Source organism: Croceicoccus estronivorus, assembly GCF_001625325.1.
Lineage (GTDB): Bacteria > Pseudomonadota > Alphaproteobacteria > Sphingomonadales > Sphingomonadaceae > Caenibius > Caenibius estronivorus.
In genome coordinates this window covers 382849-395663 of sequence record NZ_JRQQ01000001.1, presented here as the reverse complement: position 1 = coordinate 395663, position 12815 = coordinate 382849, and the positions used below count along the sequence as shown (strand labels likewise).

11 protein-coding genes are annotated in these 12815 nt (G+C 61.3%); 5 read left to right on the top strand and 6 right to left on the bottom strand.

The window, feature by feature from the left end:
- The first annotated feature begins 22 nt into the window (after window positions 1-22).
- On the top strand, window positions 23-1207 hold the full coding sequence (gene mltA, locus MB02_RS01985; protein ID WP_067532310.1) for a murein transglycosylase A: 1185 nt from the start codon (window positions 23-25) through the stop codon (window positions 1205-1207).
- Window positions 1204-1782 (top strand): Smr/MutS family protein, encoded by a 579-nt coding sequence (locus tag MB02_RS01980; RefSeq protein WP_067531706.1) that lies wholly within the window; start codon window positions 1204-1206, stop codon window positions 1780-1782. The genes mltA and MB02_RS01980 overlap by 4 nt, the downstream gene beginning before the upstream one ends.
- Window positions 1783-2033: 251 nt before the next feature.
- Here MB02_RS01980 and ahpF read toward each other — a convergent pair whose 3' ends face one another.
- From ahpF to aroC, 3 genes are all read right to left on the bottom strand, one after another.
- Window positions 2034-3626 (bottom strand): alkyl hydroperoxide reductase subunit F, encoded by a 1593-nt coding sequence (gene ahpF, locus MB02_RS01975; RefSeq protein ID WP_067531704.1) that lies wholly within the window; start codon window positions 3624-3626, stop codon window positions 2034-2036.
- 110 nt (window positions 3627-3736) lie between these two features.
- Window positions 3737-4303, bottom strand: coding sequence for an alkyl hydroperoxide reductase subunit C (ahpC, locus tag MB02_RS01970; protein ID WP_067531702.1), 567 nt, complete (start codon window positions 4301-4303; stop codon window positions 3737-3739).
- Between the two features lie 196 nt (window positions 4304-4499).
- Window positions 4500-5570: a chorismate synthase gene (gene aroC / locus MB02_RS01965; protein WP_067531700.1), complete on the bottom strand. Its 1071-nt coding sequence runs from the start codon at window positions 5568-5570 to the stop codon at window positions 4500-4502.
- Window positions 5571-5650: 80 nt separating this feature from the next.
- Here aroC and ruvA point away from each other — a divergent pair, with 80 nt between their 5' ends.
- Both ruvA and ruvB read left to right on the top strand, forming a co-directional pair.
- On the top strand, window positions 5651-6268 hold the full coding sequence (ruvA, locus tag MB02_RS01960) for a Holliday junction branch migration protein RuvA (protein ID WP_067531698.1): 618 nt from the start codon (window positions 5651-5653) through the stop codon (window positions 6266-6268).
- A 63-nt stretch (window positions 6269-6331) separates the two neighbouring features.
- Window positions 6332-7351: a Holliday junction branch migration DNA helicase RuvB gene (gene ruvB, locus MB02_RS01955; protein WP_067531697.1), complete on the top strand. Its 1020-nt coding sequence runs from the start codon at window positions 6332-6334 to the stop codon at window positions 7349-7351.
- Window positions 7352-7923: 572 nt separating this feature from the next.
- Here ruvB and MB02_RS17580 read toward each other — a convergent pair.
- Both MB02_RS17580 and acnA read right to left on the bottom strand, forming a co-directional pair.
- Complete coding sequence (locus MB02_RS17580) at window positions 7924-8523, bottom strand: hypothetical protein (RefSeq protein ID WP_067531695.1); 600 nt, start codon at window positions 8521-8523, stop codon at window positions 7924-7926.
- A gap of 194 nt (window positions 8524-8717) precedes the next feature.
- A complete protein-coding gene (acnA, locus tag MB02_RS01945; RefSeq protein ID WP_067531693.1) occupies window positions 8718-11393 on the bottom strand; it encodes an aconitate hydratase AcnA in 2676 nt (891 codons plus the stop codon).
- 237 nt (window positions 11394-11630) lie between these two features.
- Here acnA and MB02_RS17575 point away from each other — a divergent pair, with 237 nt between their 5' ends.
- Complete coding sequence (locus MB02_RS17575; protein ID WP_156495379.1) at window positions 11631-11792, top strand: hypothetical protein; 162 nt, start codon at window positions 11631-11633, stop codon at window positions 11790-11792.
- Here the strand turns inward: MB02_RS17575 and MB02_RS01935 are convergent.
- Window positions 11789-12700 (bottom strand): DMT family transporter, encoded by a 912-nt coding sequence (locus MB02_RS01935; RefSeq protein ID WP_235829390.1) that lies wholly within the window; start codon window positions 12698-12700, stop codon window positions 11789-11791. The two genes, MB02_RS17575 and MB02_RS01935, sit on opposite strands and share 4 nt — an antisense overlap.
- Between the last annotated feature and the right edge of the window lie 115 nt (window positions 12701-12815).

The following is a 12815-nucleotide window of genomic DNA, read 5'->3' as shown; positions in this document are numbered from 1 at the left end:
TCACGTGCCGGTGCGGGGGGCGATGCGCGGGCTGGCGACTCTGCTCGCGTTTTCGCTGCTGGCTGGTTGTGTCCGGCTAATCCCCGAAACCGGAATCCCGGGCCCCGTCCCGGTGCCGCCGCCAGTGGCGAACAGCGCCTTGCTGGCAGGTGTGGCACATGGGCCATCCGTTGCCTTGCTCAAACTTTCGGAGGCGGATGCCGGACCGGCGCTGACTTCGTTCGTGGAAAGCTGCCCCAAGCTGCTTGCCCGAGACGATGCAAGCGGGCTGACCAGTCGCGATGACTGGCGCCAGCCATGCCTTGCGGCAACCACTTGGCGTTATGGCGATGCACCCGCATTCTTCGAACGTTATTTCGAAACGGCGAAGATCGGTGACGGTGCCGCATTCGCGACCGGCTATTACGAACCGGAAATAGCCGGGGCGAAAACCCATGAAACCGGCTTCGACGTCCCGGTTTATGCCTTGCCGCCCGATCTCGTTCGTGCCTGGCCGGACGACATGCCGGAGGCGGAGCGCACCGGGCGTCCGCCGCTGGGCCGTTATGACGACAGCGGCAAGTTCATTCCCTATTACGACCGGGCCGAGATCGAAAATGGTGCTCTGGCGGGCAAGGGGCTGGAAATCGCCTGGGTGAAAGACCCCATCGAGTTCTTCTTCCTTCAGATTCAGGGATCAGGCCGTTTGCGCGCGCCCGACGGCAGCGTAATGCGCATCGGTTATGCCGGGCAGAACGGCCGCGAATATGTCGGCATCGGATCGGTCATGCGGGAGCGGGGATTGCTCGGCGATGGGCCGGGCCAGTATCCCGGCTCGATGCAGGGAATCATGGCTTACTTGCGCGACCATCCGGTGGAAGGCCACGAACTGATGCTCTTGAACAAGAGCTGGGTGTTCTTTCGCGAGCTTGATGGCGATGGCCCGCTCGGCGCGCTTGGCGTTCCGGTCCGGCGCGAATCATCCGTTGCCGCCGACCCTGCATTCGTTCCTCTCGGCGCTCCGGTCTGGCTCGAACTGGACCGGCCACAGGCCAATGGCATGTGGATTGCGCAGGATACGGGCGGGGCGATCAAGGGGGCCAACAGGTTCGACACCTTCTGGGGCGCTGGCGAAGATGCACGGCAGGTCGCCGGAGGCATGAGCGGGCGGGGCCAGGCGTTGATCTTTCTGCCACGTGGAGTGCTGTACCGGCTCGGCGCAAAATGAGCACGCCGCGGGGGCTGACTGCCGACGAACGCGCCTTGTGGGAACGACTGGCCGCAACCGTCGAGCCGTTGCATGGCAGGCGCAAGCAACCCGCAGTTGAAAGTCCGCCGCCGACAGCGAAGCAGAAGCAGCAGTCGCCGCAGCCAAAGGCAATGATGCCATCCCGGTCACCAGCGCCATCTCAGAAGCAAGCCAGGGTAGCTCCTGCGGTTCCACCGCCGCCGGAGCGGCACGGATTGGACACTACGTGGGAGCGCAAGCTCTCTCGCGGAAGCGCATCGCCGGACTTTACGCTCGATCTCCATGGCGCATCGCTCGATCAGGCGCATGCGCGGCTCGATCATGGGCTGGTGCAGGCGAAGGCGATGGGCGCGCGGGTCGTCTTGCTGATTACGGGCAAGCCAAGAGCCGGTGCCGCTGCCGATCGCGGGGAAAGACGGGGGGCCATTCGCGCCAAGGTGCTCGACTGGCTGGCGGCGGGACCACATGGCTCTGACATTGCCGCGATCAGGACTGCCCACCGTCGCCATGGGGGGGAGGGGGCCCTGTATCTGATCCTGCGCCGCAGACGCTAAGGCTGGGTGCGCGACTGGCGCCGCATCTGGAAGGTCACACAGGAAAGCGCCGCTCAATTCCTGGCAATGGCTGCATCCGGTGCGTTGCGGGGATATAAAGCGGCAAGGATCGAGACATTTTTGGCGCGCTTTGCGTCACCCTATGCCTCTGATCGCAGGCCGCCTTACGGCGTCACCAACGGAACAATCCGGGGTGGCATATGCCTTGCCCCGGATTGCCGTCTGATGTTGTTGGCGGTGACGATCGACTATCAGGCTGCCGCAGTGGCCACTTCGTCCGCCGGTTGCGTGCGGATGATATAGTCGAAGGCGGACAGTGCAGCCTTCGCGCCTTCACCCATGGCGATGATGATCTGCTTGTATGGCACAGTCGTGGCATCGCCCGCCGCGAATATCCCCGGAATGGAGGTCGCTGCCCGTTCGTCGATGACGATCTCGCCACGGGGCGAGAGTTCGAGGCTGGAATCCTTCAACCATTCCGTATTGGGGACCAAGCCGATCTGGACGAACACGCCTTCCAGCTCGATCTGATGCTCTTCGCCTGTCTCGCGGTCCTTGTATGTCAGGCCGGTGACCTGTTCTCCATCGCCGGTGACTTCGGTGGTCTGGGCGGAGACGAAGATATCGACGTTGTCCATCGAACGCAGTTTGTCCTGCAGAACCTGGTCCGCGCGCAACTGGTTGTCGAATTCCACGAGCGTGACGTGGCCGACGATGTTGGCGAGGTCGATTGCTGCTTCCACACCGGAGTTGCCGCCGCCGATCACGGCCACGCGCTTGCCCTTGAACAACGGGCCATCGCAGTGGGGGCAATAGGCCACACCCCGAGTCCGGTATTCAAATTCGCCCGGGACACCGAGATTGCGCCAGCGGGCACCGGTGGACAGGACCACGGAGCGCGCCTTGAGCGAGGCACCGTTTTCCAGCACCACTTCGTGCAAGCCGCCCGGTTGCGTGGCCGGAACGAGCTTGGCCGCCTGCTGGAGGTTCATCACGTCGATGTCGTATTCGCCAACGTGCTGTTCCAATTGGGCGGCAAGCTTGGGGCCTTCCGTGTAGGGAACGGAAACGAAATTCTCGATCCCCATCGTATCCAGCACTTGCCCTCCGAAACGTTCGGCTGCGATGCCGGTGCGGAAGCCTTTGCGCGCAGTGTAGATTGCCGCAGAAGCTCCGGCAGGACCACCGCCGATCACAAGCACTTCGAACGGCTCCTTGCCGGCAATTTTCTCTGCCGCCTTGGCACCCGCATTGCTGTCGAGCTTGGCGAGGATCTCCGCGATTTCCATGCGGCCGTTGGCAAAAGGTTCGCCGCCGAGGAACACGGCTGGCACGGCCATGACCTTGCGTTCTTCCACTTCGTCCTTGAACGCGCCACCTTCAATCAAAGTGGCGGAAATGCGCGGGTTGTTGAGCGCCATCAAAGCCAGTGCCTGCACCACATCGGGGCAGTTGTGGCATGACAGCGAGAAGTACATTTCGAAGTCGAAATCACCGTCCAGCTCGCGAATCTGGTCGATCACATCCTGTTCGACCTTCGGCGGATGGCCACCGGCCCACAGGAGGGCGAGCACCAGAGACGTGAATTCGTGGCCCAATGGAAGGCCGGCAAAGGTCACGGCGGCGCCATGGTCGCTTGCGCGGCGGATGACAAAACTGGGCTTGCGGGAGGCAGTGCCGTCGAAACTGGCGGTGACCTTGTCGGACAGACCGGAAATCACGTTCAGCAGTTCGCGCGTTTCCGCCGACTTCGGGTCGTCGCCAAGCGATGCGACGAGCTCAATCGGCTCGCGCAGCATGGCGAGATATTGCTGGAGCTGTTGCTTCAAATTGGCGTCGAGCATGGCAGATTCCTTGGTTTTCAGACGCAAAGCGGCCCGGGGCTGAGGGAAGGGGCCCCGGGCCGCCTCAAGTACCCGCGTGGGCGGGTAGGGGGATCAGATGATCCGGAGGATCAGATCTTGCCGACGAGGTCCAGCGACGGGGCGAGGGTTTCGGAACCTTCTTCCCACTTTGCCGGGCAGACCTGGCCGGGATTGGCGCGGACGTATTGTGCGGCCTTGATCTTGCGGACGAGTTCAGAGGCATTGCGGCCAACGCCTTCGCAGGTGATTTCCATGACCTGGATCACGCCGTCGGGATCGACAACGAAAGTCGCACGGTCGGAAAGGCCCATCGATTCGCGAAGCACACCGAAGTTGTTCGAGATCGTGTGAAGCTGGTCACCGAGCATCGGGAACTTGATCTTGCCAATGGCCGGCGAGCTGTCATGCCAGGCCTTGTGGCTGAAATGGGTGTCGGTCGACACGCCATAAACTTCCACGTCCATCGACTGAAGCTCGTCATACTGATTGGCCATGTCTTCAAGTTCTGTCGGGCAGACGAAGGTAAAGTCGGCCGGATAGAAGAAGAACACTGCCCACTTGCCTTTCACATCGGCATCGTTGACTTCGAAGAAATCCTTGCCCGCCTGAAAAGCGGTTGCGGTGAACGGTTTGATCTCACTTCCGATAATACCCATGTGGCAGCTCCATTTGTTGGGTTGAAAACTGATGACAGCCAAATAGGGAAAGCATCCGCCAAACCCAAACGGTAAATGCCGATAAGTTTGATTGAGTAAATCAATCAGGTTCAAGTGATCGCTTTTTGCGATGAATCAATGCGTCGCAGGCAACTCTGCCGAAGGGTGCCGCTACCGGACTCGAATCAACCGCAAATCACCCGCATTGGGCGCGGTGCAGCAACTTGTGATCGGCCAGGACCAGCGCCATCATGGCCTCCACCACGGGCGCACCGCGAATGCCGACGCACGGATCGTGTCGGCCTTTCGTGAATATCTCCGACGCCTCGCCTTCCCGCGTGACGGTTTCCACAGGGGTGAGGATCGAACTGGTAGGCTTGAATGCGACTCGGACAACCACCGGCTGGCCGGTCGAAATGCCGCCCGCGATGCCGCCGGCATGATTGTCGAGGAACTGCGGCTTGCCGTCCGGGCCGGGGCGCATGCGGTCCGCGTTCTGTTCACCCGTCAGGCGCGCAGCTTCGAACCCGTCACCGATTTCCACGCCCTTTACGGCGTTGATGCCCATCATGGCGGCGGCGAGATCGGCATCGAGCTTGCCATAAAGCGGCGCACCCCAGCCTGCAGGCACTCCGGTGGCGACGCATTCGATTACCGCGCCCAGAGAAGAACCGGATTTGCGTGCATCGTCGACCAGTATTTCCCACCGTGACGCGGCGGCGGGATCGGGACAGAAGAACGGGTTGTTGCCCACCTCGCCAAGGCGCATGGCAGACCGGTCGATGGCATCGCCCCCGATTTCCGCGACATAGGCGACAATCGCCACTTCCGGAATGATCAGGCGCGCGACGCCGCCTGCCGCCACACGTGCAGCGGTCTCGCGGGCGCTGGATCGCCCGCCGCCGCGATAATCGCGCAAGCCGTACTTCGCATCATAGGCATAATCGGCATGGCCAGGGCGATAAGCCTTGGCGACTTCAGAATAGTCTTTCGAACGCTGATCGACATTCTCGATCATCAGGCTGATCGGGGTGCCGGTAGTCTTCCCCTCGAACGTGCCGGACAGAATGCGAACCTGGTCTGGTTCCTGCCTTTGTGTGGTGAAACGCGATTGGCCGGGCCGCCGTGCGTCGAGAAAGGGCTGAATTGCCCCTTCGTCGATTGAGAGCCCCGGCGGGCACCCATCGACGACCGCGCCCAGCGCGGGGCCGTGGCTTTCCCCCCAGGTCGTAAAACGAAGTACGCGGCCGAAAGTGTTGACGCTCATGGTGGGGCTCCATGTCGCAACTGGGGGCATCTGTCCATATTGCACTAGCCAAGGCGAGTGCTTTCAGGCAGGAACAAACCATGATCGCGAAGCTTAAGGGCCTGTTGGATGAAACCGGTACGGACTGGGCAGTGATCGACGTGCAGGGCGTCGGTTACCTCGTTCAGTGTTCGGCGCGCACGCTCGCCGTTCTGGGCGAGGTGGGGGAGGCATGCACTGTCTTTACCGACCTTCAGGTCAGTGAGAATGACATGCGCCTGCTCGGTTTCGCGACGTCCGCGGAACGTGACTGGTTTCGCCTTTTGACACAGGTGCAGGGCGTCGGCAGCAAGGTTGCATTGGCGATCCTTTCCGCTCTCTCCGCGGATGAACTTCGCGCGGCCTGCGCGGCTGGGGATGCGGCCATGGTCGCACGGGCGAACGGGGTGGGGCCGAAACTGGCGGGACGGATCGTCAACGAATTGAAGGACAAGGCTGGCGGCATGCCCGGTGGGGGCAGCGGGGGTAGTGGCCTTTCAGGCGCTCCGACGATCCATCAGGCCGGATCGGCCAGCGCCGATGCCGTTTCCGCACTCGAAAACCTTGGCTTCAAACCCGCTATCGCGGCCAGTGCGGTTGCTCATGCCCAAGGGGAATTGGGTGAGAACGTATCGCTCAACGATCTTGTTCGTGTGGCCTTGAAGAAGGCAGCGGGCTGATGAAATACGCGAATTGCCCCGGCCTGCTTGTTTCGGACGCCATCGGATCGCATTGGCTGCTCGATGGCCGATAATCCGATCCTCTCCTCCGAACGGCAGCCGGACGATGCCGATGCTGCGCTGCGGCCAAAGTCACTGGCTGAATTCGTCGGACAGGCTGCGGCGCGGGACAACTTGCGCGTGTTTATCGAATCGGCGCGTTCGCGCGGAGAGGCGATGGATCACGTATTGTTTTTCGGCCCCCCTGGTCTGGGTAAAACGACACTGGCGCAGATTGTCGCCAAGGAACTGGGTGTCGGCTTTCGCGCTACCAGCGGCCCGGTTATCGCCAAGGCTGGCGATCTTGCCGCACTGCTGACCAATCTTGAACCGCACGACGTGCTGTTCATAGACGAAATCCATCGCCTCAATCCGGTGGTCGAAGAAGTCCTCTATCCTGCGATGGAGGATCGTGCGCTGGACCTTATAATCGGGGAAGGGCCGTCGGCCCGCTCAGTCAGAATCGATCTCGCTCCGTTCACATTGATTGGTGCCACCACTCGCCAGGGCTTGCTGACTACGCCTTTGCGGGATCGTTTCGGCATCCCCGTCCGGCTCAATTTCTATACCGTGCCGGAACTGGAAAGTGTGGTTACGCGTGGTGCGCGGCTGCTGGGAATGGGTATCGACGGCGGTGGAGCGCAGGAGATCGCCCGCCGTGCACGTGGTACACCGCGCGTTGCGGGGCGTTTGCTCCGCCGGGTTCGGGACTTCGCCCATGTTGCCGGAGACGGCACTGTTACAGCCGCAATAGCGGACGATGCACTGACTCGGCTGGAAGTCGATTCGCTGGGGCTCGATGCGATGGATCGGCGCTATCTCACGATGATTGCCGACATTTATAAGGGCGGGCCGGTCGGTGTTGAAACGCTGGCCGCAGGCTTGGCTGAGCCCCGTGATACGGTTGAGGAAGTGGTCGAGCCCTATTTGATCCAGCTTGGCCTCGTTGCCCGTACGGCGCGTGGCAGGATGCTTAACGACAGGGGCTGGAAACATCTCGGCCTGGTTCCGCCGGTAGCCGATCAGTCGGGCCTGTTTGATTAGAGCCTGATTCTCTGATTCAGCGCTGTATCGGGCGGTTGCTAGGTAAGCGATCCTAGCCTGTCGTCCTGGCGGATCGTTCGCACATCCGTGACGAATGGTTTCAATTCGGGACAGCTCGTTTTCCGATGCCCCGCAGGAGCCCAAAAAGTGGCAATTGCTGGGTGGAATCACGGTTAACACGATTGCGGTAAGAGGAGCGGTCTGTGTTGATCCGTGATGAGGGGCACGCCGGCTGTGGAATCAGCCGCACTGGCAAGCGCCCGCAAGGAAGGTGAGAAGCCAATGTCGGTAAGGATGGCCCTTGCGAAACTGTCTGCCATTGCAGCAGGCGGTACGCTGTTGGTCGGCGGCGCGGTACACGTCGCTGAACCGCAATCGGCCACCACCAGTTACAAGTCCGTGAAGTCCACGGAGGGCGACAAGCGCCTGAAGCTGGTCAAGCAACAGCGTCGAGTGCCCAAGAAGGTCAAGCGGATACGCCGCGTGATCGAGCGGCCGCTCGAATGCGGCCCAGGCGAACAGATGGGCCCGGATGGCAAGACCTGTTACGCGATGGCGTTGGCGCCTGTGCCCTATCTGCCCCCTCTTCCGCCGCAGCCGCCGATCTCCGGCGGGACTTCTGGCGGAGTCACGGTGATTGGCGGTTCGGGAGGCTGGGGCGGCTTCGGTGGCGGCTTCTTCGGGGGCTTCTTCGGCGGCAGCACCGGCGGCGGTGATATCAACATCACGTCGACGGGCAGCAGCTCGACCTCTGGCAGCAGTTCCACGTCCGGAAGCAGTTCGACCTCTGGCGGCAGCACGAGCACGTCTACGTCCACCAGCACCGGGGGCATTACATCGACGACAACGACGACGACCACGACGGGAGGAATTACCTCGACCACGAGTTCGGGCAACGTGTCCACGAGTACGTCGACCAGCACGTCGAGTTCGGGCAATGTCTCGACCAGTACGTCGAGTTCAACCTCCACATCGACAAGCTCTTCGAGTTCAAGTTCGACCTCGTCCAGCACCAGTACATCGAGTTCGACAAGTACTTCGACGTCGAGCGGCGCTACGACGACCACGACAACCACCAGTTCGGGCAATGAAGTGCCTGCCCCGCCAATGCTGCTCCTGTTCGGCGCCGCAGTTGCGACGATCGCTGGCCGTCGCCGGGTGAAGGGCCTCAAGCAGGCCTAGGCCGCATAGGCAAGTCCTGACAAATTGCAGGGGGATGGGGCGGCTTTGAGTCGCCCTTTTCTTTATTCAGAGAGGCAATGCTGCTGCCAGCATTGCCGAAGTGTTTGCATGCCCGTGGCACGCCAATAAAGAAAAGGCCCCGCACATTGGCGGGGCCTTTCCGTTTTCAGACCAGGCTTTCTGCTTATGCAGCCAGCTTGCGAAGCACGTATTGCAGGATGCCGCCATTCATGAAGTATTCGACTTCATTGGCGGTATCGATGCGGCAGAGGGCGGTGAAAGTGAAGCTGGACCTGTCCTGACGGGTCACTTCCACTTCTACGTCCTGACGCGGCTGAAGTGTCGCTACGCCCTTGATAGTGAAGCTGTCGTCACCGGTGAGGCCCAGGCTCTGGCGCGTGTCGCCTCCCTTGAACTGCAATGGCAGAACGCCCATGCCAACCAGGTTCGAGCGGTGAATACGCTCGAAGCTTTCGACGATCACGGCACGTACGCCCAGAAGGTTGGTGCCCTTGGCTGCCCAGTCGCGGCTGGAACCGGTGCCGTATTCCTTGCCGGCCACGACAACCAGCGGGGTGCCATTGGCCTTGTGCTTCATGGCGACGTCGTAGATCGGCAGGACTTCCTCGCCATAGCGGCTCATGCCGCCTTCGATACCCGGCACCATTTCGTTCTTGATGCGGATATTGGCGAACGTGCCGCGCATCATGACTTCATGATGGCCCCGGCGCGAACCGTAGGAGTTGAAGTCTTCCTTGGCGACCTGATGTTCCATCAGCCACTGGCCGGCGGGGCTGTCCGCCTTGATCGAACCGGCGGGTGAAATGTGGTCGGTCGTGATCGAATCGCCCAGAATTGCCAGCGGCTTGGCATCGACGATGTCGCTGACTGGAGCCGGAGTCATTTCCATGCCTTCGAAGTAGGGCGGATTGGCGACGTAAGTGGAGCCGGCGCGCCAGCTGTACGTTTCCGAACCGGTCACGTCGATTGCCTGCCAATGCTCATCGCCCTTGTAGACGTCGGCATAACGGGCCTTGAACATATCCCGGTCGATGCAACTGGCCATCGTCGAGGAAACTTCCTCGTTGGTGGGCCAGATATCCTTCAGGAACACATCCTTGCCGTCCTTGCCCTGCCCGATCGGGGTGGTGGTGAAATCTTCCGTCACCGTGCCCTTCAATGCGTAGGCGACGACCAGCGGCGGGCTTGCGAGGAAATTCGCGCGCACATCGGGGCTGACGCGGCCTTCGAAATTGCGATTGCCGGAGAGGACGGAGGCAGCGACGATGTCATTACCGTTGATAGCCTTGCTGATCGGTTCCGCCAGCGGGCCGGAGTTGCCGATGCAGGTGGTGCAACCGTAACCCACCAGATCGAAGCCGATAGCGTCGAGATCGTCCTGCAGACCCGCTTTCTTGAGATAGTCGGTCACGACCTGCGATCCGGGGGCAAGACTGGTCTTGACCCAGGGCTTCGGCTTGAGGCCGAGCGCGTTCGCCTTCTTGGCGACCAGACCGGCGGCAACCATCACGCCCGGGTTCGACGTGTTCGTGCAACTCGTGATCGCCGCAATCACGACGTCGCCGTCGCCGATGTCGTGGCTCTTGCCTTCTACCGGCACGCGTTTGAAGCCTTCGTGCTTGTAGAGATCGGCCAGATCCTTGTTGAACACGTCATCGACGTTTTCGAGCACGACCTTGTCCTGCGGGCGCTTGGGGCCGGCAAGCGACGGCGTAACCGTTCCCATGTCGAGTTCCAGCGTGCTGGAGAAGACCGGATCGGGCCCGTTCGGGTCGAGCCAGAAACCCTGCTGCTTGGCATAGGCTTCGACCAGAGCGATCTGGTCTTCGTCGCGGCCGGTCAGGCTGAGATAGTCAAGCGTCTTTTCATCGATGCCGAAGAAGCCGCAGGTGGCGCCATATTCCGGTGCCATGTTGGCGAGCGTCGCGCGGTCGGCAAGGCTCAGCGTTGCAAGGCCCGGGCCATAATATTCGACGAAGCGGCCAACCACGCCATGCGCACGCAGCATTTGCGTTGCGGTCAAGACGAGGTCGGTGGCGGTCACGCCTTCGGCCAGTTTGCCGGTCAGCTTGAAGCCGACGACTTCGGGGATCAGCATCGAGACTGGCTGGCCGAGCATCGCCGCTTCTGCTTCGATGCCGCCCACGCCCCAGCCAAGCACGCCGAGGCCGTTGACCATGGTGGTGTGGCTGTCAGTGCCGACGCAAGTATCGGGATAGGCGACGTTTGCACCGCTGCCGTCCGTGCTTGTCCAAACGGTCTGCGCGATGTTTTCGAGGTTCACCTGGTGGCAGATGCCGGTCCCCGGGGGCACGGCGTAGAAATTGTCGAGCGACTTCGACCCCCATTTGAGGAAGTCGTACCGTTCGGCGTTACGGTGATATTCGATCTCGACGTTATGTTCGAACGCCTTGGGGTGACCGAATTCATCCACCATTACCGAGTGGTCGATGACGAGGTTGACCGGAACCTGGGGATTGATCTTGCTGGTGTCGCCGCCAAGTTTGGCGATCGCGTCGCGCATCGCGGCAAGATCGACGACGCAAGGAACGCCGGTGAAGTCCTGCAACAGCACGCGAGCAGGACGGTACTGGATTTCCGCGCCGGTTGTGGGATTTTTCTGCCAGTCGGCAATTGCCTGAATGTCATCCGTCGAAACGGTGAAACCGCCATCCTCGAACCGGAGGAGGTTTTCGAGCAGCACTTTCATGGAGAAAGGGAGCCGCGAAACGTCACCGATCTTCTCAGCCGCCTTGGCGAGCGAGTAGTAGGCGTATTCCTTGCCCCCGACATTCATGGTGCTGCGGGTGCCAAGTGTGTCCTTGCCGACCTGCGTCATATCTCTTGTTGCCCTTTCCAGATCTACAGCTGCCACCCCCAAGCACCGGCGTGTTGCGCGATTGTTGCTGGAGGGCGGAGTATTGCCCGATATTGCAATGCAGCGCGCTTGCGCGTTCTGGCCGTGAAAATCAAGGGCTCAGGCGTGGAACCTTGGTCGTAGAAGGGGGTTGGATAAACGGGGTCGGCAGGCACCTGACCAGCATATTCCGGAAAGATCGGTGAGGAGATCGCATCCATGCAAAATCGAGAACTGTCTGCTCCGCCTTCGTCGCGCGGCTTGCGGGCTGGCGTGATGGCGGCTGTTTTCGCCACCATTGCCTGCTTCGGCGCTGCTATCGGCTTCGCAGGCAATGGAACCGCGCAGGCAGCCGATAGCGCGGCTGTGGCCGCGCGTTAGGCTGCCATCTGTTCGGGCTCGCTGCGCGGCGCGGCGATCCAGCAGCCGACCACGATCAAAGCGCCGCCGACCAGAGTGGGAATCTCTACGTTTTCGGCAAAAAACAGCCACCCAAACAGTGCTGCCCACAGAAAGCCGCTGTATTCGACAGGTACCAGGGCTTGCGCCTCTGCCCGTGCGTACGACCAAGCCATCAGCAGGAGCGATATGGTGGCAAGGATCGCTGCGAGAAAGAGTATGGTCAGTTCGCTCGTTGCAGGTGCGACTGCCAGCCAGGGCGCGAACAGCAGCAGGACGAGCGCCGTGATCGCGTGCTGGGAAAGGGCGATATCAGCCGGAGGGGCAATTTGGGCGATCTGGCGCTGAAGTACGAGATTCCACGCATAGAGACCGGCGGAAACGAGTACTGCGGCGATCCCTTCCAGCGACTGGCCACTTGGGACATCGCTCTGGAACCGGACCATGCTGATCAGGATGACGCCGCCAAGACCGAGCGCCGACGCCATTACCGCCTTGCCGCTGATTCGTTCACCCAGCATGACTGCTGCCAGATAGAGAGCGAACAACGGGGAAATGAATGACAGCGCGACAGCTTCGGCCATGGGCAGGAGGGTGAGCGCGTGGAAGAACAGCAGTGCCATGCCACCGCTGACCAATGCGCGAAGAATATGAATGCGCAAATGGCCGGGGGCTGGCCAGTTACCCCCTCGCATACGCCACAACGGGACCATGATCGCAGTGCCGATGATCGAACGGAGCAACAACGCGCTGTAGGCGCCGATTGCGATGGAGGCATGTTTCATCAACGCATCCATCAACGAAAAGAGCGCTACGGCCGCGGCAGTGACCAGAAACGGCATATGGGGATGATGGCGTTGCATAAGGAATGGGTGGCTTAAGCCTGTCATGAACCTTCGTCATCCCCAACATTCAGCGACCAGTCATTCCCGATGCTTGATGATGGGGGGAGAAATGGGCAATCGTATGACACCAACGCGGAACCTCCCGGCGGTTCGTGCGTAA

Excerpts from the sequence above, each read along its gene's own strand:
- mltA (WP_067532310.1), top strand. The coding sequence starts at position 23 with ATGCGCGGGCTGGCGACTCTGCTCGCGTTTTCGCTGCTGGCTGGTTGT.
- MB02_RS01980 (WP_067531706.1), top strand. The coding sequence starts at position 1,204 with ATGAGCACGCCGCGGGGGCTGACTGCCGACGAACGCGCCTTGTGGGAA.
- ahpF (WP_067531704.1), bottom strand. The coding sequence starts at position 3,626 with ATGCTCGACGCCAATTTGAAGCAACAGCTCCAGCAATATCTCGCCATG.
- ahpC (WP_067531702.1), bottom strand. The coding sequence starts at position 4,303 with ATGGGTATTATCGGAAGTGAGATCAAACCGTTCACCGCAACCGCTTTT.
- aroC (WP_067531700.1), bottom strand. The coding sequence starts at position 5,570 with ATGAGCGTCAACACTTTCGGCCGCGTACTTCGTTTTACGACCTGGGGG.
- ruvA (WP_067531698.1), top strand. The coding sequence starts at position 5,651 with ATGATCGCGAAGCTTAAGGGCCTGTTGGATGAAACCGGTACGGACTGG.
- ruvB (WP_067531697.1), top strand. The coding sequence starts at position 6,332 with ATGGCCGATAATCCGATCCTCTCCTCCGAACGGCAGCCGGACGATGCC.
- acnA (WP_067531693.1), bottom strand. The coding sequence starts at position 11,393 with ATGACGCAGGTCGGCAAGGACACACTTGGCACCCGCAGCACCATGAAT.
- MB02_RS17575 (WP_156495379.1), top strand. The coding sequence starts at position 11,631 with ATGCAAAATCGAGAACTGTCTGCTCCGCCTTCGTCGCGCGGCTTGCGG.
- MB02_RS01935 (WP_235829390.1), bottom strand. The coding sequence starts at position 12,700 with ATGACAGGCTTAAGCCACCCATTCCTTATGCAACGCCATCATCCCCAT.